Origin of the sequence: Pseudomonas sp. SLBN-26, from assembly GCF_006715895.1 — a bacterium.
In the GTDB taxonomy this organism is placed as follows: Bacteria; Pseudomonadota; Gammaproteobacteria; order Pseudomonadales; family Pseudomonadaceae; genus Metapseudomonas; species Metapseudomonas otitidis.
In genome coordinates this window covers 4089214-4106050 of record NZ_VFOB01000001.1, presented here as the reverse complement: position 1 = coordinate 4106050, position 16837 = coordinate 4089214, and the positions used below count along the sequence as shown (strand labels likewise).

Annotated in this window: 20 protein-coding genes; 14 read left to right on the top strand and 6 right to left on the bottom strand. The window is 66.8% G+C overall.

The annotated features are described in order from the left end of the window. Nucleotides 1-86 precede the first annotated feature (86 nt). Both FBY21_RS18950 and FBY21_RS18945 read left to right on the top strand, forming a co-directional pair. Complete coding sequence (locus FBY21_RS18950; protein WP_044402223.1) at nucleotides 87-1130, top strand: AraC family transcriptional regulator; 1044 nt, start codon at nucleotides 87-89, stop codon at nucleotides 1128-1130. A gap of 107 nt (nucleotides 1131-1237) precedes the next feature. Further along, the gene (locus tag FBY21_RS18945) at nucleotides 1238-2032 is read left to right on the top strand and encodes a substrate-binding periplasmic protein (protein ID WP_222119527.1); all 795 of its coding nucleotides are present in this window, start codon (nucleotides 1238-1240) and stop codon (nucleotides 2030-2032) included. Here FBY21_RS18945 and FBY21_RS18940 read toward each other — a convergent pair. Further along, nucleotides 2002-2616, bottom strand: coding sequence for a DUF6436 domain-containing protein (locus FBY21_RS18940; RefSeq protein WP_409563799.1), 615 nt, complete (start codon nucleotides 2614-2616; stop codon nucleotides 2002-2004). The genes FBY21_RS18945 and FBY21_RS18940 overlap by 31 nt on opposite strands. An 82-nt stretch (nucleotides 2617-2698) precedes the next feature. Between FBY21_RS18940 and FBY21_RS18935 the strand changes: the two genes are divergently transcribed. Then, nucleotides 2699-3640, top strand: coding sequence for an alpha/beta hydrolase (locus FBY21_RS18935; RefSeq protein ID WP_142012927.1), 942 nt, complete (start codon nucleotides 2699-2701; stop codon nucleotides 3638-3640). A gap of 16 nt (nucleotides 3641-3656) precedes the next feature. Here the strand turns inward: FBY21_RS18935 and FBY21_RS18930 are convergent, their stop codons facing one another. Beyond that, a complete protein-coding gene (locus tag FBY21_RS18930) occupies nucleotides 3657-4409 on the bottom strand; it encodes a DUF2059 domain-containing protein (RefSeq protein WP_074967101.1) in 753 nt (250 codons plus the stop codon). Between the two features lie 306 nt (nucleotides 4410-4715). On the opposite strand from FBY21_RS18930, the gene FBY21_RS18925 reads away from it, so the two are divergent. Continuing rightward, complete coding sequence (locus tag FBY21_RS18925) at nucleotides 4716-5339, top strand: 2OG-Fe(II) oxygenase (protein ID WP_044402234.1); 624 nt, start codon at nucleotides 4716-4718, stop codon at nucleotides 5337-5339. A 12-nt stretch (nucleotides 5340-5351) separates the two neighbouring features. On the opposite strand, the gene FBY21_RS18920 is transcribed toward FBY21_RS18925, so the two are convergent. Beyond that, on the bottom strand, nucleotides 5352-5909 hold the full coding sequence (locus FBY21_RS18920) for a DUF6160 family protein (protein ID WP_074967103.1): 558 nt from the start codon (nucleotides 5907-5909) through the stop codon (nucleotides 5352-5354). Between the two features lie 179 nt (nucleotides 5910-6088). On the opposite strand from FBY21_RS18920, the gene FBY21_RS18915 reads away from it, so the two are divergent. After that, nucleotides 6089-6589 (top strand): DUF523 domain-containing protein, encoded by a 501-nt coding sequence (locus FBY21_RS18915; RefSeq protein WP_142012924.1) that lies wholly within the window; start codon nucleotides 6089-6091, stop codon nucleotides 6587-6589. On the opposite strand, the gene FBY21_RS18910 is transcribed toward FBY21_RS18915, so the two are convergent. After that, complete coding sequence (locus FBY21_RS18910) at nucleotides 6581-7201, bottom strand: transporter substrate-binding domain-containing protein (RefSeq protein ID WP_142012921.1); 621 nt, start codon at nucleotides 7199-7201, stop codon at nucleotides 6581-6583. The two genes, FBY21_RS18915 and FBY21_RS18910, sit on opposite strands and share 9 nt — an antisense overlap. 129 nt (nucleotides 7202-7330) lie before the next feature. Here FBY21_RS18910 and FBY21_RS18905 point away from each other — a divergent pair, with 129 nt between their 5' ends. Next, on the top strand, nucleotides 7331-7765 hold the full coding sequence (locus FBY21_RS18905) for a DUF4399 domain-containing protein (protein ID WP_044402242.1): 435 nt from the start codon (nucleotides 7331-7333) through the stop codon (nucleotides 7763-7765). 530 nt (nucleotides 7766-8295) lie between these two features. Here FBY21_RS18905 and serA read toward each other — a convergent pair. Continuing rightward, nucleotides 8296-9525 carry a phosphoglycerate dehydrogenase gene (serA, locus tag FBY21_RS18900; protein WP_044402243.1) on the bottom strand — a complete coding sequence of 410 codons (1230 nt, stop codon included), beginning with the start codon at nucleotides 9523-9525 and terminating at the stop codon, nucleotides 8296-8298. A 179-nt stretch (nucleotides 9526-9704) separates the two neighbouring features. Here serA and FBY21_RS18895 point away from each other — a divergent pair, with 179 nt between their 5' ends. The 8 genes from FBY21_RS18895 (at nucleotide 9705) to FBY21_RS18860 (ending at nucleotide 15704) form a co-directional block, all read left to right on the top strand. After that, a complete protein-coding gene (locus tag FBY21_RS18895; protein ID WP_142012918.1) occupies nucleotides 9705-11096 on the top strand; it encodes an FAD-binding oxidoreductase in 1392 nt (463 codons plus the stop codon). Between the two features lie 60 nt (nucleotides 11097-11156). Continuing rightward, a complete protein-coding gene (locus FBY21_RS18890; protein ID WP_044402247.1) occupies nucleotides 11157-11822 on the top strand; it encodes a fumarylacetoacetate hydrolase family protein in 666 nt (221 codons plus the stop codon). Between the two features lie 70 nt (nucleotides 11823-11892). Beyond that, nucleotides 11893-12807: an SdiA-regulated domain-containing protein gene (locus tag FBY21_RS18885; RefSeq protein WP_142012915.1), complete on the top strand. Its 915-nt coding sequence runs from the start codon at nucleotides 11893-11895 to the stop codon at nucleotides 12805-12807. 105 nt (nucleotides 12808-12912) lie between these two features. Next, nucleotides 12913-13260 (top strand): NirD/YgiW/YdeI family stress tolerance protein, encoded by a 348-nt coding sequence (locus FBY21_RS18880; RefSeq protein ID WP_142012912.1) that lies wholly within the window; start codon nucleotides 12913-12915, stop codon nucleotides 13258-13260. Between the two features lie 216 nt (nucleotides 13261-13476). Continuing rightward, nucleotides 13477-14361, top strand: a complete 885-nt coding sequence (locus tag FBY21_RS18875) for a hypothetical protein (RefSeq protein ID WP_074967113.1) — start codon at nucleotides 13477-13479, stop codon at nucleotides 14359-14361. A 2-nt stretch (nucleotides 14362-14363) separates the two neighbouring features. Then, on the top strand, nucleotides 14364-14915 hold the full coding sequence (locus FBY21_RS18870; RefSeq protein ID WP_142012909.1) for a GTP-binding protein: 552 nt from the start codon (nucleotides 14364-14366) through the stop codon (nucleotides 14913-14915). 14 nt (nucleotides 14916-14929) lie between these two features. After that, nucleotides 14930-15322: a roadblock/LC7 domain-containing protein gene (locus FBY21_RS18865; RefSeq protein WP_044402258.1), complete on the top strand. Its 393-nt coding sequence runs from the start codon at nucleotides 14930-14932 to the stop codon at nucleotides 15320-15322. 22 nt (nucleotides 15323-15344) lie between these two features. After that, nucleotides 15345-15704, top strand: a complete 360-nt coding sequence (locus FBY21_RS18860; RefSeq protein ID WP_044402260.1) for a hypothetical protein — start codon at nucleotides 15345-15347, stop codon at nucleotides 15702-15704. 91 nt (nucleotides 15705-15795) lie between these two features. On the opposite strand, the gene FBY21_RS18855 is transcribed toward FBY21_RS18860, so the two are convergent. After that, nucleotides 15796-16830 (bottom strand): histone deacetylase family protein, encoded by a 1035-nt coding sequence (locus FBY21_RS18855; RefSeq protein WP_142012907.1) that lies wholly within the window; start codon nucleotides 16828-16830, stop codon nucleotides 15796-15798. Nucleotides 16831-16837 lie beyond the last annotated feature (7 nt).

Sequence of the window (16837 nt, the reverse complement as noted above, 5' to 3'; positions counted from 1 at the left end):
GTGGGCGCCATTCTGCGCAGCGGCCGCTGCGCTGGCATTGACCAAATGCTGCGAAGCGCAGAGCATTTGGTCGCTCCGGAGGTGCCATGGATTTCTCGCCGTTCCCCCGCCCTGCCCTGACCCATTCCTCGACCCTGCGCCGCCTGCTCTACGAAGCATTGGCCGAGCTTGGCCTGGACCCTACCGACACCTACCGCCGGGTGTTCGGCCTGGCACCGTCCGTGCCCTGGCTGGACGGCCGCGAGGACCACGACAGCGCCCCGCGCTTCTGGCTGGCCATGGCCGGCATGACCGGTGACGACGACATCGGCCTGCACCTGGGCGAGGTCATGCGCCCCCGGCCGATGGACGTGATGGGCTACCTGCTGCAGGCCGCCCGTGACCTGCGCCAGGGCCTGGAGGCTTTCGTGCGCTACCAGCACGTCGCCTCCGGCGGCTTCGCCGCGCGCCTGGAGGAGCACGGCGAAGTGGCCCGGCTGGTCATCGACCTGCACTACGTCGGGGTGGGGCACCTGCGCCAGCAGGTGGAGTGCGTCGCCCTGCTGCTGAGCCGCATGCTCGGCGCGGTGCTGGGGGAGCCGCTGCCGCTGTTGGGTGTGTGCTTCCGCCACCCCGCGCCCCGGCGCCTGGCTGAGCACCGTCGGCTGTTCGGGGTGGAGCCGCTGTTCGCCCAGCCCCACGATGCGTTGCTGTTGCCCCGGTCGCTGCTGGCCCGCCCCCTGGGCAGCGCCAGCCCGAGGGTGTTCGAGGTGCTGGAGCGGGAGGCCGAGCGGCAACTGGCGGAGCTGGTGGAGAACCAGCTGCAGGAGCGGGTGCGCTATTGGCTGGCTCTGCGCCTGGAGCGTGGTGACTGCACCCTGGCTGCCTGCGCCCAGGCCTTGGGCATGACCCGCAGTGCCCTGCAGCGCAGCCTGGCCGAACAGGGCACGGGCTTTCGCGCCCTGCATGACGAGGTGCGGCGCATGCGTGCCCGGGAGCTGCTCGACGCCGGCCACGGCGTGCGCGAGGTGGCCCGTGCCTGCGGCTTCGCCGAGCTGTCGCCGTTCTACCGGGCCTTCCAGCGCTGGGAGGGGCATACGCCGGGCGCCCGGCACCTGTCGGTCGCCTCGGCTGGTCTATGCTCGGAATGACACCGCGTCCTCAAGGGCCATCGCGGTGGCGGCAGGGAAGGCGACCGTAGTGACAGGGGCGTCGGCCAGACCTGGATGAGGGCGGTGCAATGCTCAGATGTGTGGCAATGCTGGGGCTGCTGGCCGGGGGCGCAGGCGCCTGGGCGGCGGAGCCGGTGAAGATCTGCCTCGGTGGCGGCAACGAGTGGCCACCCTTCACCTATTGGGAGCGCCATGACGGCAAGCCCGATCAATCGCGGCTCACCGGTTCGGCCGCGACCCTGGTGCTCACCGCGCTGAAGCACCTCGGATACGACTACGACGTGAGCTACCTGCCCTGGGCGCGGGTGCAGCAGGAGCTGGCGGACTACGCCTCCCGCCAGAACTGCGAGGTGACCTGGGACGCCAGCTACACCCCCGAGCGGGCGGCCTTCGCCCATTACAGCGAGCCGCTCTACCACACCCGCCTCGGGCTGTTCTATTCCGCTACCCGCTTTCCCTCACCGCCGGACATCAAGGCGCCGGGTGCCCTGGCCAGCCAGCGGCTGTGCGGCGTGATCGGCTACAACTACGACCCCTACGGCATCACCGATGAGCCCCAGCGGGTGGCCAGTGTGCAGCAGGCTTTGGACCTGGTGACGCGCCAGCGCTGCGACCTGTTCCCCAGCGAGATCGAACCGCTCTACGGCGGCATCGAACTGGGCGCCTACCGGGCCGACGGAACCCTGCGCTACCTCGTGCTGCCGTCGCGCAAGGCCTTCTACCTGCTGGTGGCGCGCAGTTCGCCCCGGGGCGAGGCGCTGGTGAAGGCGCTGAATGGGGAGCTGCGGGCAATGAACGCCAGCGGTGAAACGGAGGCCATCTTCCAGCGCTTCCGCCCGGCCGGGCTGGATCAGCCGCCGGCCGGCGCCCATTCGCAGTAGCAGCCCACCGCCAGGGTGTGGGTCGCTTCCACGGCACGGCCGGCGAGCAGCGCCTCGATGATGGGTTCGATGAAGCTGTTGGCCGAGTTGCACACCGCCCCCTCGCTGTAGGGGCCGAAGTAGGCCAGCTTGCCGCCGCGGTCCCAGATGCCCACGGCAGGCGTGGCGGGAATGGCCTCGGCCCCCGGCAGCCCGGCCAGCAGCTGCATGCGCTGCAGGTTCTGCGGCAGGTGCCCCTGGCTGCCGGGTTTCTGCACCGCATAGAAGGTCACGCCTTGGTCGGCGAAGCGTTCGATCAGCTCCCCCAGGTGCTGCTGGTTGCCGACGTTGCATGGGCAGGCGGGGTCGAAGAAATGCACCAGGCGGATCGGCCCCGGTCCGGCGAGGGAGGCCGGCAGGTGCAGTGCATCGCCGGAGAACAGCGCCGTGCGCTCGTCGAAGGGGCGGATGTAGCGCCCCTCGTACCAGCGGTAGGCCAGGCCCAGGGCAATGATGACGGCCAGGGCCAGCAGGCCGAGGAGCAGGGACTTGAGGGGAAATGAACGCATGGGAGCCGACCTTGTGCGGGGCGCATAGCTTGCCATGGCCGGCCGTGCAGCTGAATATCGGCAGCCACTGCCGCCCCGAGAAGCGGCGAGCCGACTGCCCTGCCGCCTGGAAGCCCCGATGTCCGACGCTCCGCAACCCGAACAACTGCGCCCGCTGCTGCGCCCGCTGGCCGCCGACGCCCCAGACCTGGAGCTGGCGGCGACCTACCGTCGCTACTACGGGCTGGACCTGGCGATGCGCAAGCCGGCGCCCCATGTGCGCCTCGGCAGCCTGGACGTGGGCGGCTACCGCATCGCCACCCAGGCCTGGTGGCCGGCACAGCCCCGCGCCACCCTGGTGATGCTGCACGGCTATTACGACCACATGGGGCTGTACCGCCACCTGGTGGATTGGGCGCTGGAGATGGGCTTTGCGGTGATCGCCTGCGACCTGCCCGGGCACGGTCTGTCCAGTGGCGAGCGGGCCAGCATCGGCGATTTCGCCGAGTACCAGGCGGTGCTGGTGGCGCTGCTTGGCGAGGCCGGGCGGCTGGGTTTGCCGCAGCCCTGGCACCTGGCCGGGCAGAGCACGGGCGGGGCCATCCTGCTGGATTTCCTGCTCACCGGCTCGCCGCCGCCCGGGCTGGGCCGCACCCTGCTGTTCGCCCCGCTGGTGCGCCCGCGTGCCTGGGGCTGGTCGCGTTTCAGCTACCTGATGCTGCGCCCGTTCGTGGAGTCCATCCCCCGGCGCTTCAGCGTCAACTCCAGCGATGCCGAGTTCATCGACTTCGTCCACAACCGCGACCCGCTGCAGCCGCGCAGCCTGCCCACCGCCTGGGTTGGTGCCCTGTCGCGCTGGGTGCCGCGCATCGAGGCCGCCCAGCGCAGCCCACATCGGCCGCTGGTGATCCAGGGCGATGGCGACATGACGGTGGACTGGCGGCACAACCTGCAGGTGCTGCAGGCCAAGTTCGATGCGCCCGAGGTGCTGATGCTGCCCGGTGCCGGGCATCACCTGGTGAACGAGTCGGCGGCCTACCGCGAGCGCTACTTCGAATTCCTCAGGCAGCGCCTGGCGTGAGTGGGCGGGCCTCGCCTCAGGGGGCGAGGCTGGAGGCGTCCTGCCCCACCGCCAGGCTGGCGCGTACGGCGGCCAGGGCGGCCTGGTAATAGGCGCGGCCTTCGCGGGATTCGGCGAAGGTGACGAATTCTTCCATTTCCGGGTCCGACAGCCCGCGATAGACGTACAGCAGGGTGTTGTCCAGGTCGTTGCCGATCTGCTCCATCAGGCGCTGGCGCTGGCCGTCGAGCATGCCCTGGGCCTGGCCGCCGCCCAGCAGGCCGGGGAGCATCTGGCTCAGGCTGTCGGCAGCGACGCCGGCCAGGGCGAGGCTGACCTCGGCACCCGCCTCCCGCGCCGGCAGGGCCTGGGCCAGGTGGCGCACCTGCAACTGGCGGGTGGCGCTGGCTTCCATGCGCGGCAGGCCGTTGGCGTTCTTGGCGAGCTGGTCACGGCGGGTGGCCAGAACCTCGGCGGCGGTGACCTTGCGCCCCAGCGGCGACTGGAAGAAGGCCAGGGCCGGGCGTGGATCGTTCAGGTTGGCTCGCAGTGCGGCGAGGGCGCGCTGGTCCATGGCCTGGCCCTGGAAGCGGCGGTTGCTGTTGTCCACCAGTGCCTGGTAGACGGCCGGCGGCAGGCTCTTCTGGTAACGCTGCTGCGCGGCGCTCAGCGCGTCGGTGAAATGCGTCCGCTGTTCCGGCCAGCCCGCCGCCTGGTAAAGGCTGGCGTGGTCGTCGGCCAACGCCGGCAGACCGAGTAGCAGGAAGGTGACAGCGAGAAGCAGGCGCATGGGATCTCCTGGGGGGAAACGAGAGCCGGTGTTGTTCTAGGACCCGGAGGGGCGGGCTCGGTTCGGCCGGGGTGCCGACGATTCACGGGGGTGGTGCGGCGCGGGCTATTTTCCGGGGGCTTGGGGTGCTTGTCGAGGCATGCCGGGGCCCTGCGCACGAAATTCGTTCTAGGCTATGGACGCCAGGCCTGGCGGGCGGTTGCAGGGGCGGTGAAGCGTGCTTGCAGGAGGCTTTCGTCGGGCGTGAAAGATTTTTCCTTTCGCCCTGTAGGCGGCGTTATAGCGCCCATTTAGAATGCCCCGACCATGCCGACCCCCCCTTTCGAATTTTCCCCGGACACGCTTGCCGATGGCCTTGCCCGCCAAGGCTGGTGCCTGCTCGCCAGCGCATTGGACAACGACTTCGTGGCGGCGCTGGCCGGCGAATGCAGGGCGCGTGCTGCGGCTGGGGTGCTGAGCCAGGCCGGCATCGGCCGTGGCGATGCGCTGCAGGTCCGCGAGGGCATCCGCGGCGACAGCATCGATTGGCTGGAACCGGGGCAGGCCGAGGTTTCCGATCGCTACCTGGCGTTGATGGACGAGCTGCGGCTGGTGCTCAACCGCGAGCTGTTCCTGGGGCTGGAGGATTTCGAGGCGCACTTTGCGCTCTACCCGCCCGGCGCCTTCTACCGGAAGCACGTGGACCGCTTCCGCGATGACGACCGCCGCACGGTCTCCGCCGTGCTCTACCTCAATCCCGATTGGCAGCCCGAGCAGGGTGGCCAGTTGCGGCTCTACTTCGCCGACGGCTCGATCCGTGACGTGGAGCCGGAGGCCGGGACCCTGGTGGTGTTCCTTTCCGGCGACCTGCCCCACGAGGTGCTGCCGGCCAACCGCGAGCGGCTGTCCCTCACCGGCTGGTTCCGCCGCCGGGGCGATACGCCGCTCTGATCGCCAGGGGGCTCAGTGCCCCCAGACCTTGAGGGTGCCGCGCAGGTCGACGATGTCGCGCACCTCGATGCTGCCCAGGCTGCTCTCGCCGACGTACATGTCGGCGGCCACCCGCATGCGGATGCGCTGGGCCGGCAGCCCGGACTGGATCAGCTGGTCGTTGATGGTGGTCAGGTCCGGCAGGGTCAGCACCATCTGCTCGACGCCGCTGGCGTTCTTGATCACATCCACCATCAGGGTCGGCTGGTCGACGTTGAACACCGGCAGGGTCAGGCCCAGCTGCGCCGGGCCGAGGGCGAAGCTGCCACCGGCGCCGTTGGGGCAATCGGCGGCGCTGAGGCAGCCGTTGTCGATGCGGATGTTGCGCAGGGAGGCGTTGCCGCCGTCATCGGTCCAGGTCAGCCGGTCGATGCGGGACATCACGTCCAGGCGGATGCTCAGGCCGGATTGGCCGGTCACCTGGCCGAGCTGGCCGTTGTCCAGGACCTGGAGGTCCGCGTGGCTGGTGTTGGCGGCCAGCAGAGTGAGGCAGGCGAGGAGCGGGGGCAGGGCTTTTCTTGTTATGGGCATGGCGACTGTCCTTCGCGAAGGGGCGGCCGCAGTGTGGGCGGGGCCTGTGGCGGATGCCAGGGCCGGACGGCGTTTCCCGCCGAAGGATGGGCCAGCCAAAGGTGGGTGCGACGGGGTGTGGGGCCTCGGGCTGTTACCGGGTGTGGCCCGGGAGTACCCTGCGCGCCGAGGAGATCACCATGCAGAAGATTCTGATCAGCCGCTGCCTGCTCGGGCAGCGGGTGCGTTACGACGGCGGCGCCCACGGCCCCTATGACCTGCTGCAACGCTGGCAGGACGAGGGGCGGGTGGTGCCGGTGTGTCCCGAGGTGGAAGGCGGGCTGCCGACGCCGCGCCCGCCGGCCGAGATTCCCGGTGGGCAGGGCCTCCAGGTGCTGGAGGGGCAGGCGCGGGTGATGACCGATGGCGGTGAGGACGTCACCACGGCTTTCGTCGCCGGCGCGCGCCTGGCCCTGGAGCTGGTGCGGCACCACGGCATCGCGGTGGCCGTACTCAAGGCGCGGAGCCCGTCCTGCGGAAACGAGGAGGCCTACGACGGCACCTTCACCGGCACCCGTATCCCCGGGGAGGGGGTGACGGCCGCCTTGTTACGGCAGGCCGGGGTACGGGTGTTCAACGAGACGCAGCTGGAGGCCGCGCAGGCCTGCCTCGCAGCCCTGGAGACGGGCGACCTACTCTGAGGCCGCCGGTTCGGGGGTGGGTTCCGGCGCCGAGGCGGGCGCCTGCGGTGCTGCCGCGGCGGGTGCCTCGTGGCCGCCGTGCCATTTCTGCTCCAACTGCTCCAGGTGGCCCGTGCTGCGCAGCTTGCCCAGTGCATTGTTCAGGGCGCTGCGGAAGGCCGGGTTGTCGCGGCGGAAGGGAATGCCTTCCGCCGGGGCGGCTGGCTTCGACGGGCTGGGCGCCAGGCCCTGGGCGGCCGGGTTCGTGGCGATAGTCGGGGGCGCGGGTGTGTGGGTGTAGGGCTCGCTGAGCTCCAGTTGCGGGTCCTCGCCGGCGGTCTTCAGGCTGCTGCCGAGGGCGATGTCCACCTTGCCGCTGCGCAGACTCTCCATCAGCTCGTCGGGGCTGACCGGGATGAAGTCCGCCTTCACGTTCAGCTCGTCGGCCAGGGCGTTGCCCAGGTCCACCCCGTAGCCCTGCAGCTGTTCGCCGTCGCGCAGGGCGAAGGCTGCATCGTTTTCCACCAGGGCGATCCGCAGGCTGCCCCGCTCCCACACATCGTCGATGAGGTCCGCCCGGACCGACGGCGAAGCCAGGGGCAGTAGAAACAACAGGCAGTACAACAGGCGCATGGGAAAACCTCGGTTATGGTCTGATGGGTGCCTTCCCGCTTCTCCAGCGTAGACCCGGCGGAACGGTCCGGCGGTGAACCTACGCAGCGGCGGGAGGTCTGTGTAGCTCACGAAACAAGGAGATTCGTCATGAAGCTTGCGTACGCCCCCCTTGGCCTGGCGGCCCTGCTCTCGGCCTTTTCCGCGGCCGCTCTTGCTGACATGCCCCGCACGCCAGCACCCGAGGGTGCCAAGGTCTACTTCATCGAGCCCGCCAACGGCGCCACTGTGGACAAGACGTTTACCGTCAAGTTCGGTCTCAAGGGCATGGGCGTCGCGCCGGCAGGCGTGGATGCACCGGCGACCGGCCACCACCACCTGCTGATCGACCTGGATCAGGAGCCGGCGATGAACATGCCGCTGCCGATGACCGACAACCTCAAGCACTTCGGCAAGGGCCAGACCGAAACCGAAGTGACTTTGCCGCCGGGCAAGCACACCCTGCAACTGCTGGTGGGCGACAAGAACCACGTCCCGCTGGACCCGCCGGTGATCTCCGAGAAAATCACGGTCACCGTGAAATGAGCGTGAAAACGCACGCATGAGAAAGGGAGGCCGAGGCCTCCCTTTTTACTGTCCAGCTTCGTCGTCAGCGCTCGCGAGCCAGGGCAAGACAAGGCGGGAATGGTCGATAGGCGCGGTGTTCCCGACTGTGAATGAGCACTTCGGGGCCATTCTCACGCCGCATCGTTGATGTACGTGAAATCGCAGGCACGAAAAAGGAGGCCGAGGCCTCCCTTTTACTGTCCAGCTCCGTTGTCAGAGCTCGCGAGCTAGAGCGAGACAAGGCGGGAATGGTGCGAGAGGCACGGCGTTCCCGGCTGTAAATGAGCACGTCGAGGCCATTCTCACGGCGCATCGTTGATGCACGTGAAATCGCAGGCACGAAAAAGGGAGGCCGAGGCCTCCCTTTTACTGTCCAGCTCCGTCGTCAGGGCTCGCGAGCTGAAGCGATACAAGGCGGGAATGGTCGAGAAGCGCGGAGTTTACGACTGTAAATGAGCACTTCGAGACCGTTCCCAACGCCGTATCGCCGACGCGCAGCAGCCCTGAGGTTAGAACAGGACGCGGCTGCGAATGGTGCCATTCACGTGCTGCAGCTTCTCCAGCGCCAGGTCCGAGTACTCGGCGTCGACGTCGATCACCACGTAGCCGACTTTGTCGTTGGTCTGCAGGTACTGGCCGGAGATGTTGATGCCGTTGTCGGCGAACACCTTGTTGATCTCGCTCATCACGCCCGGGATGTTCTGGTGGATGTGCAGCAGACGGTGCTTGCCCGGGTGCGACGGCAGGGCCACTTCGGGGAAGTTCACGGAAGACACGGAGGTGCCGTTGTCGCTGTACTTCACCAGCTTCTCGGCCACTTCCAGGCCGATGTTGGCCTGGGCCTCGGCGGTGGAGCCGCCGATGTGCGGGGTCAGGATCACGCGGTCCAGGCCACGCAGCGGGCTGGCGAATTCCTCGTCGTTGGACTTGGGCTCCACCGGGAACACGTCGATGGCGGCGCCGATCAGGTGCTCGTCCTTGATGGCTTCGGCCAGGTGGTCCAGCTCGACCACGGTGCCGCGTGCGGCGTTGATCAGGATGCCGCCCTTCTTGATGGCGCGGATTTCCTTCTCGCCGATCATCCACTGGGTGGACGGCAGTTCCGGCACGTGCAGGGAGACGATGTCGCTCATGCCCAGCAGCTCGTGCAGGTTGCCCACCTGCTGGGCGTTGCCCAGGGGCAGCTTGGTGACCACGTCGTAGAAGTAGACCTGCATGCCCAGGGCCTCGGCGAGGACGGACAGCTGGGTGCCGATGGAGCCGTAGCCGACGATGCCGAGCTTCTTGCCACGGATCTCGAAGGAGTTGGCTGCGGACTTGATCCAGCCGCCGCGGTGGCAGGAGGCGTTCTTCTCCGGAATGCCGCGCAGCAGCAGGATGGCCTCGGCCAGGACCAGCTCGGCGACCGAGCGGGTGTTGGAATAGGGGGCGTTGAACACCGCGATGCCACGGGCACGGGCGGCGTCGAGGTCGACCTGGTTGGTGCCGATGCAGAAGCAGCCCACGGCGATCAGTTTCTTCGCGCAGTCGAACACTTCTTCGGTCAGTTGGGTACGGGAGCGGATGCCGATGAAGTGGGCATCGGCGATCTTTTCCTTCAGCTCGTCACCCGAGAGCGCGCCCTTGAGGTACTCGATGTTGCTGTAGCCGGCGGCCTTCAGGGTGTCGACGGCGTTCTGGTGGACGCCTTCGAGGAGAAGGAACTTGATCTTGCTCTTTTCGAGAGAGGTCTTGCTCATCTGCGTACCTATTTGTCCCGGTAGTGAAGTCAGAAGCAGGCTGTGCGGCAGCTACCCCGTAAAACGCCTGTAAGGCATGATTCACGGGGTGCGTATGCTAGCATGCCTTCCTTTTTCCTTGCTCGGTTGCGACCTGAAACGTTCTCAGGGCGACCATGAATGATTCGAGAGTTCCTCTGATGACCAACGCCGCCCTGATCGAAGAACTGAAGACCCTGGTCGAACCCGGCAAGGTGCTGACCGACGCCGCCTCCCTGGAGGCCTACGGCAAGGATTGGACCAAGCATTTCGCCCCGGCCCCGACCGCCATCGTCTTCCCCAAGACCATCGAGCAGGTGCAGGCCATCGTGCGCTGGGCCAACCAGCACAAGGTGGCGCTGGTGCCGTCCGGCGGGCGTACCGGGCTTTCGGCCGCTGCGGTGGCGGCCAACGGTGAGGTGGTGGTGGCGTTCGACTACATGAACCAGATCCTCGCCTTCAACGAATACGACCGCACGGCGGTGTGCCAGCCGGGCGTGGTGACCGAGCAGCTGCAGAACTTCGCGGAAGAGAAGGGCCTGTATTATCCGGTTGACTTCGCCTCGGCAGGCTCCAGCCAGATTGGCGGCAACATCGGCACCAATGCCGGCGGGATCAAGGTCATTCGCTACGGCATGACCCGCAACTGGGTCGCCGGCCTGAAGGTGGTCACCGGCACCGGCGAGCTGCTGGAGCTGAACCGCGACCTGATCAAGAACGCCACCGGCTATGACCTGCGCCAGTTGTTCATCGGCGCCGAGGGCACCCTGGGCTTCGTGGTCGAGGCCACCATGCGCCTGGACCGCGCGCCGAAGAACCTCACCGCCATGGTCCTCGGCACCCCGGACTTCGATTCGATCATGCCGGTGCTGCACGCCTTCCAGAGCAAGCTGGACCTCACCGCCTTCGAATTCTTCTCCGACAAGGCCCTGGCCAAGGTGCTGGCCCGTGGTGATGTGCCGGCGGCCTTCGAGACGCCCTGCCCCTTCTATGCGCTGCTGGAGTTCGAGGCCACCACCGAGGAAGTCGCCAACGACGCACTGGCCACCTTCGAGCACTGCGTCGAGCAGGGTTGGGTGCTGGACGGCGTGATGAGCCAGAGCGAGCAACAGCTGCAGAACCTGTGGAAGCTGCGCGAGTACATCTCCGAGACCATCTCCCACTGGACACCGTACAAGAACGACATCTCGGTCACCGTCGGCCAGGTCCCGGCCTTCCTCCACGACATCGACCGCATCGTCGAGGCCAACTACCCCGACTTCGAAGTGGTCTGGTTCGGCCATATCGGCGACGGCAACCTGCACCTGAACATCCTCAAGCCGGACGCCCTGTCCAAGGACGAGTTCTTCGCCAAGTGCGCCACCGTGAACAAGTGGGTGTTCGAGACCGTGCAGAAGTACAACGGCTCGATCTCCGCCGAGCACGGCGTGGGCATGACCAAGCGCGACTACCTGGGCTACAGCCGTTCCGAGCCGGAGATCGCGATCATGAAGGCGATCAAGGCGGTGTTCGATCCCAACGGGATCATGAACCCCGGCAAGATCTTCAACTGACCAGGCAGGCGGTGGAGCGATCCACCGCCTGTTTCGTATTCACCGTTCAGGAGTCGGTTAATGAGCTACCAGCACCAGTACGTCGACGGCACCCGTATCCACTTCCCCCTCGGCAAGGTCGTATGCATCGGCCGCAACTACGCCGAGCACGCCAAGGAGCTGAACAACCCGGTGCCCACCGAGCCGCTGCTGTTCATCAAGCCGGCGTCCAGCGTGGTGGCTATCGAGGGCGGGTTCTCCATTCCCGAGGACCGGGGTGCCGTGCACTACGAGGCGGAGATCGCCGTGCTGATCGGCAAGCCGCTGTCGCGCCACCCCAGCGCCGAAGAGGCCCGGGATGCCATTTCCGGCTTCGCCCCGGCGCTGGACCTGACCCTGCGTGACGTCCAGGCCAAGCTGAAGGAAAAGGGCTGGCCCTGGGAGGTCGCCAAGGCCTTCGACGGTGCCTGCGTGCTGGCGCCCTTCGTTCCGGGAGATGCCGTCGAGGCCCTGGATGACATCGGCATCCGCCTGACCATCAACGGCGAGGTGCGCCAGGACGGCAACAGCCGCGACATGCTCAACCCCATCCTTCCGTTGCTCCAGGCCATCAGCCAGCACTTCAGCCTGCAACCGGGCGACGTGGTATTGACCGGCACGCCGGTCGGCGTCGGCCCGCTCAGCAAGGGCGATGCGCTGGTGCTGGAGCTGGTCGGCCACAGCACCTTCGAAAGCGGCGTCATCTGAAATTCACTGGCGGGGAACTTTTCGGCTGGCATAGCATCAGACGGCCATTCGCCCGAAGCAGTCGTCGGCCATGAAGTTCCCCCGCACCCTCCGCTATTCTCTCCTGGGCGCCGCGCTGATCCTCGGTGGCGGCGCCCTGCGCTACCTGCACCTCGATGACCGTGCCCAGCTCTGGCTGAGCGAGCGCAACCTGAGCAAGGGCGAGCAGGCCGACAGCATCTGGCTACCGGGCTACCGGGCTGTCCTCCAGGGCAAGCCGCTGGCGGGCCTGGAGAATGATGAAGCCTCGGACCTCGCCTACAACCCGGTGACGCGCACCCTGTTCACCGTGACCGGCAAGACGCCGATGCTGGTTGAAATCTCCCGCGAGGGCGAGGTGCTGCGGCGCATCCCGCTCAATGGGTTCGCCAACCTCGAAGGCGTGGCGGTGCTGGAGAACGGCAATGTCGCCGTGACGGACGAACGCCGTCGCACCCTGTCGATCTTCACCCTCGATCCGCTGACCCGTGAGCTGGACGTCCACGACGCCGACGAGTTCGACCTGGGCTTTGCCGACTCCGGCAACAAGGGTTTCGAAGGCATCGCCTGGGACGCTGCCCAAGGGCGTCTGCTGCTGGGCAAGGAGCGCGAGCCCACCGCGATGTTCAGCCTTGCTTCCGATGGCAGCCGCAGCCTGGCGGGTGAACTCCAGCCACTGCCCAGCTATGGCCTGGGTATGCGCAACCTGTCGGCCCTCAGTGTCGATCCGCGTACCGGTCATGTCCTGGCGCTGTCCGCGCAATCCAACCTGCTGCTGGAACTGGACGAGGCCGGTGAGCCGGTGAGCTTCATCAGCCTGCTGGGCGGCTTCAATGGCCTGGAAAGCCGCATCCCCCGTGCCGAAGGCGTGGCCATGGATGAAGCCGGTGACATCTATATGGTCAGCGAGCCCAACCTGTTCTATGTCTTCCGCCGCAGCGCACCCCAGGTGACGGAGCGTGGTTGAGTCGCCCTGCCCGCTTAAGGTTCGCTTAAGGGGCTTTTAAGCCTCGTTTCAGCGCCCGGCCCTAGCCTGATCCCGTCAACCACACACCGATACGGGATCACAACCATGAACGCCAAATACCTTGCCCTGCTGATCGCCCCGCTGTTCTCCACCGCCGCTCTGGCGTCCACCTACACCGGCCCCGGCGCCAACCAGGCGATCACCACCGTCGCCGCCGCCATGCAGGCCAGCGACGATGCGACCGTTGTCCTCCAGGGGCAGATCGTCAAGCGCATCAAGGGCGATATCTACGAGTTCAAGGACGCCACCGGCACCATCAAGGTGGAGATCGACGACGAGGATTGGCCGACCCAGTCCATCGACGACAAGGCCACTGTGAAGCTCACCGGTGAAGTGGATCGCGACCTGATGGGCCGCGAGATCGACGTGGAGTTCGTCGAACGGGTGAACTGATCGCTCACGCGGAGCTGTCTCCCCTCCCCAGGGCGCACCAGCGTGCGCCCTGCGTTCCATCCGGCGGCAGCGCTGTCATTGATCTGGGGAATGGCGTGTTCCGCCGGGAACATTCCTCAAGCCGAAGTGGGGTCCGCCTACAGCGGCCCCTTGATCCGAGTCACTACCATCGCCTCTCGCTCGAAGACTTAGTCATAGACCGACGAGGTGAGTCAGATGAATGTCCTGATGCTCGGCCTGGGGTTGCACGAGGATCGTTTCGTCCGTGAGCTGATTCATGAGGCGGGCACACGCTCCGGATTGGCCATCCACATTGTCGAGGACCTCTCCCTGCCTTCGCTTGAGCGCTGCGACCTGGTGGTGCTCTCCCCTGATTCCCCCTTCTCCCGCTATGCGACCGAACTGGGCCGCCGCAAGGGCCTGTCGTTGAAGGTCGTTCCTTTCATTGCCGATGGCGGCCCGCAGGACCCGCACCTCAGCTTCGCCAGTACGGTCGATGACCTTCTGCGTTTGGTCCGCCGTGCAGACAGGTCTTTCGACGGAACGCTGGTCGAGCAGCTCTGGGACATCGTCCGCCTGCAACTGGGCGGCAGCTACGTGCTCAGCGGCGCGCGCCACTCGCTCTATCTGGACTTCGATGCCGGGCGTTTCTGCGTGGAATCGGACACCGCGCCCAGTGCCTCGGAACTCCGTGCCCTGCTCCTGGAAGGCGGAACGCTGCTGGTTGCCCGGCACAAGCCCCAGGCAGAGCAGATCAACTGGCGCTCGCTGGGCGGACTGCTCTGGCAGGCCGGCCTTGCGCACCCCCGCTTGCTCAAGGGGTTGGATGGCGATGGGGCATTCTCCCTGACCAGCTGGCCCCTTCAGCCGTTGCGATCTGGCGCCTTGCAACTCGCGTCCCTGCTGAGGCGCGGTTACCTGAGCGTGGACCAGATGGCCCGGCACGTGAGTCTTGCCCGTGCGGATATCCATGGTTTGCTGAATGCCTGCGCACTGAGTGGCAAGTTGCAGCAGAGGAGCGCGGATGCCGCCAGCCAGATCTCGGGTATCGGCAGGGGGTTCTTCCAGCGCCTGCGCAGCACCTTGGGGCTGAGCCTGTGACCGTGGCGACTTACAAGATCCTCTTCCTCGGCGCGAGCGGTGCCGGCAAGACGACGGCCATCGGCAGCATCAGCAACACACCACCGGTACGCACCGAGGTGGCGAACAACGATCCGTCCTTGTCCAAGGCGTTGACCACCGTGGGCCTGGATTATGGGGAAGTCACCGCCCCGGGCCAGGGCGATCAGCTGATGCTCTATGGCTGCCCGGGTCAGCAGCGCTACGAATTCATGTGGGAGATCCTCGCCCGTGGCTCCCTGGGTGTGGTGATTCTCTGCGACAACCAGTCCGCGAACCCCCTGGATGAGCTGCGGCACTACCTGGATGTGCTGCAGCGCTACCTGGAGGGCGACGTGGCCGTTGTGATCGGGGTGGTCAAGATGGACCTCTCCCCGACCCCAGAGCTGGAGCGCTATGCGGAGGTCCTGGAGGCTCAGGGGCTCGCGTTCCCCGTGATGGGAGTGGATGTCCGTCAGCGCGACGAGGTGCTGCTCCTGCTCGAAGCAGTGGTCTGCCAGGTTGAGGCCCGTGCCCTGTTGGAAGGTGCCCATTGAAAGAGATGACGGACATGACCAGGCGCCTGCTGGAGCGCCTGATCAACCGGTTCCGCGAAGAAAACAGCGAGATACGAAGCCTGCTCCTGACCACCGAGGACGGCTTCGTGGTGACGGCCAGCCATCACGAGGGCGATGAGTATTCCCGCCGCCTGGCGGCCATGAGCAGCTCAGCCCAGGCCATCGGCCAGGCCATGCTGCGTGAGCTCGGTGCGAGGGATTACAAGCGCACCGTTCTGGAGAGCAGTGACCGGGTCGTGGTCCTGCTGTCCGTGCCTTTGCCCACCTCCATGCTGGTGCTGATGTCGGTGTCCACGAAAGACACCGCGCTGGGCCAGCAGCTCTGGAAGCTGGAGCGGTTGGTGACGAGCCTGGCTCAACTGACTGCAGATGCCTTTGAATCGTGAACCCAAGGAGTAAGGAAGACCCATGAGCAATCATCAGCAACTACTGGAAAGTCTGATCAGTGAAACCACTGGCTCCCTTTGTGCGGCACTGGTCGACAGCAACAGCGGCATGATCCTGGCGTCGGCGGGGAGCGGGCTGGACCTGGAGATCGCCGCAGCGGGCAACACGGAGGTGGTGCGCGCCAAGCTCAAGACCATGAAGCTGCTGGGCGTGAAGGACCAGATCGACGACATCCTCATCACGCTGGGCAAGCAGTATCACATCCTCTGCCCGATCTCCCGCTTCGAGGGCGTGTTCGTCTACTTCGTGCTGGACCGGTCCCAGGCCAACCTCGCGCTGGCGCGCCGAATGGTCCACGAAACCGGCGAGCGTCTTGACTGACATGCGATCGGCCCGCTCTTGAGCGGGCCGATCAGCTGGAGATGCATTCACACAGCCCCCTGCCAGCATGTGCCGGCAGGGGGCTGCTGGTTCAGGGCCTGGCGCTTTCGAAACCCTGCAGCACGTTGACGGCGTTGATGCCGATCTCCTCCACCGCATACCCCCCCTCCATCACGAACAGGGTCTGCAGGCCGAGCTGGCCGATGGCCTCGCCCATGCGCAGGTAGTCCGGGCTGTCGAGCTTGAACTGCGAGATCGGGTCTTCCTTGAAGGTATCCACCCCCAGCGACACCACCAGCGCGTCCGCGCCATAGGCGGCGATGCGCCTGCAGGCATCGTTCAGCGCCTGGCCCCACACCGACCAGTCGCTGCCCGAGGCCAGTGGGTAGTTGACGTTGAACCCCTCGCCCACACCGGCCCCGCGCTCATCGGCAAAGCCGAGGAAGTACGGGTACTCGAAGCGCGGGTCGCCGTGGATCGAGGTGAAGAGCACGTCGGCACGGTCGTAGAAGATGTCCTGGGTGCCGTTGCCGTGGTGGTAGTCCACGTCGAGGATGGCCACCCGCTTGGCGCCGGCGTCCAGCAGGGCCTGGGCGGCGATGGCAGCGTTGTTCAGGTAGCAGTAGCCGCCCATGTAGTCGGCGGCGGCGTGGTGGCCCGGCGGACGGCACAGGGAGAACACGCCCCGCGCGCCCTTGCGCAGTTCCGCCTGCCCGGTGAGGGCGACGTTGGCCGAGCTGGTGATGGCCTGCCAGGTGCCGGCGGTGATCGGCGCGCCGGCGTCGAAGGAGTAGTAGCCCAGGCGGCCGTCGATGTCGGTGGGTTCGGCCTGGCGCAGGCGGCGAGTCGGCCAGGCGATGGGCAGCATGTCGTGGTTGCGGCCCTTGGCCTGCCAGTCGCTCCAGGCCGTGCGCAGGAAGTTCACGAAGCCCTCGCTGTGCACCCGCAGGATCGGCTCCAGGCCGAAATCGATGGGCGCCTGCACCGGGCCCAGGTTCACCGCACGGGCGCGGTCCAGCACCATGTCGGCGCGGCTGGGCTTCTCGAAGCAGGGGGTGAACTGGCCGCCGATGAGTTCGTGCTTGCCGTGGTGCAGGTGGTGGTCGTCGCTGTAGATGACGAGCATGTCGTGT

Bases quoted from the DNA above. Each gene is read 5' to 3' on its own strand.
- FBY21_RS18890 (WP_044402247.1), top strand. From the start codon at position 11,157: ATGAGCTACCAGCACCAGTACGTCGACGGCACCCGTATCCACTTCCCC.
- FBY21_RS18915 (WP_142012924.1), top strand. From the start codon at position 6,089: ATGCAGAAGATTCTGATCAGCCGCTGCCTGCTCGGGCAGCGGGTGCGT.
- FBY21_RS18855 (WP_142012907.1), bottom strand. From the start codon at position 16,830: ATGCTCGTCATCTACAGCGACGACCACCACCTGCACCACGGCAAGCAC.
- FBY21_RS18940 (WP_409563799.1), bottom strand. From the start codon at position 2,616: ATGGCAAGCTATGCGCCCCGCACAAGGTCGGCTCCCATGCGTTCATTT.
- FBY21_RS18945 (WP_222119527.1), top strand. From the start codon at position 1,238: ATGCTGGGGCTGCTGGCCGGGGGCGCAGGCGCCTGGGCGGCGGAGCCG.
- FBY21_RS18885 (WP_142012915.1), top strand. From the start codon at position 11,893: ATGAAGTTCCCCCGCACCCTCCGCTATTCTCTCCTGGGCGCCGCGCTG.
- FBY21_RS18880 (WP_142012912.1), top strand. From the start codon at position 12,913: ATGAACGCCAAATACCTTGCCCTGCTGATCGCCCCGCTGTTCTCCACC.
- FBY21_RS18905 (WP_044402242.1), top strand. From the start codon at position 7,331: ATGAAGCTTGCGTACGCCCCCCTTGGCCTGGCGGCCCTGCTCTCGGCC.
- FBY21_RS18930 (WP_074967101.1), bottom strand. From the start codon at position 4,409: ATGCGCCTGCTTCTCGCTGTCACCTTCCTGCTACTCGGTCTGCCGGCG.
- FBY21_RS18865 (WP_044402258.1), top strand. From the start codon at position 14,930: ATGACCAGGCGCCTGCTGGAGCGCCTGATCAACCGGTTCCGCGAAGAA.
- FBY21_RS18895 (WP_142012918.1), top strand. From the start codon at position 9,705: ATGACCAACGCCGCCCTGATCGAAGAACTGAAGACCCTGGTCGAACCC.
- FBY21_RS18935 (WP_142012927.1), top strand. From the start codon at position 2,699: ATGTCCGACGCTCCGCAACCCGAACAACTGCGCCCGCTGCTGCGCCCG.
- FBY21_RS18950 (WP_044402223.1), top strand. From the start codon at position 87: ATGGATTTCTCGCCGTTCCCCCGCCCTGCCCTGACCCATTCCTCGACC.
- serA (WP_044402243.1), bottom strand. From the start codon at position 9,525: ATGAGCAAGACCTCTCTCGAAAAGAGCAAGATCAAGTTCCTTCTCCTC.
- FBY21_RS18925 (WP_044402234.1), top strand. From the start codon at position 4,716: ATGCCGACCCCCCCTTTCGAATTTTCCCCGGACACGCTTGCCGATGGC.
- FBY21_RS18910 (WP_142012921.1), bottom strand. From the start codon at position 7,201: ATGCGCCTGTTGTACTGCCTGTTGTTTCTACTGCCCCTGGCTTCGCCG.
- FBY21_RS18875 (WP_074967113.1), top strand. From the start codon at position 13,477: ATGAATGTCCTGATGCTCGGCCTGGGGTTGCACGAGGATCGTTTCGTC.
- FBY21_RS18920 (WP_074967103.1), bottom strand. From the start codon at position 5,909: ATGCCCATAACAAGAAAAGCCCTGCCCCCGCTCCTCGCCTGCCTCACT.
- FBY21_RS18860 (WP_044402260.1), top strand. From the start codon at position 15,345: ATGAGCAATCATCAGCAACTACTGGAAAGTCTGATCAGTGAAACCACT.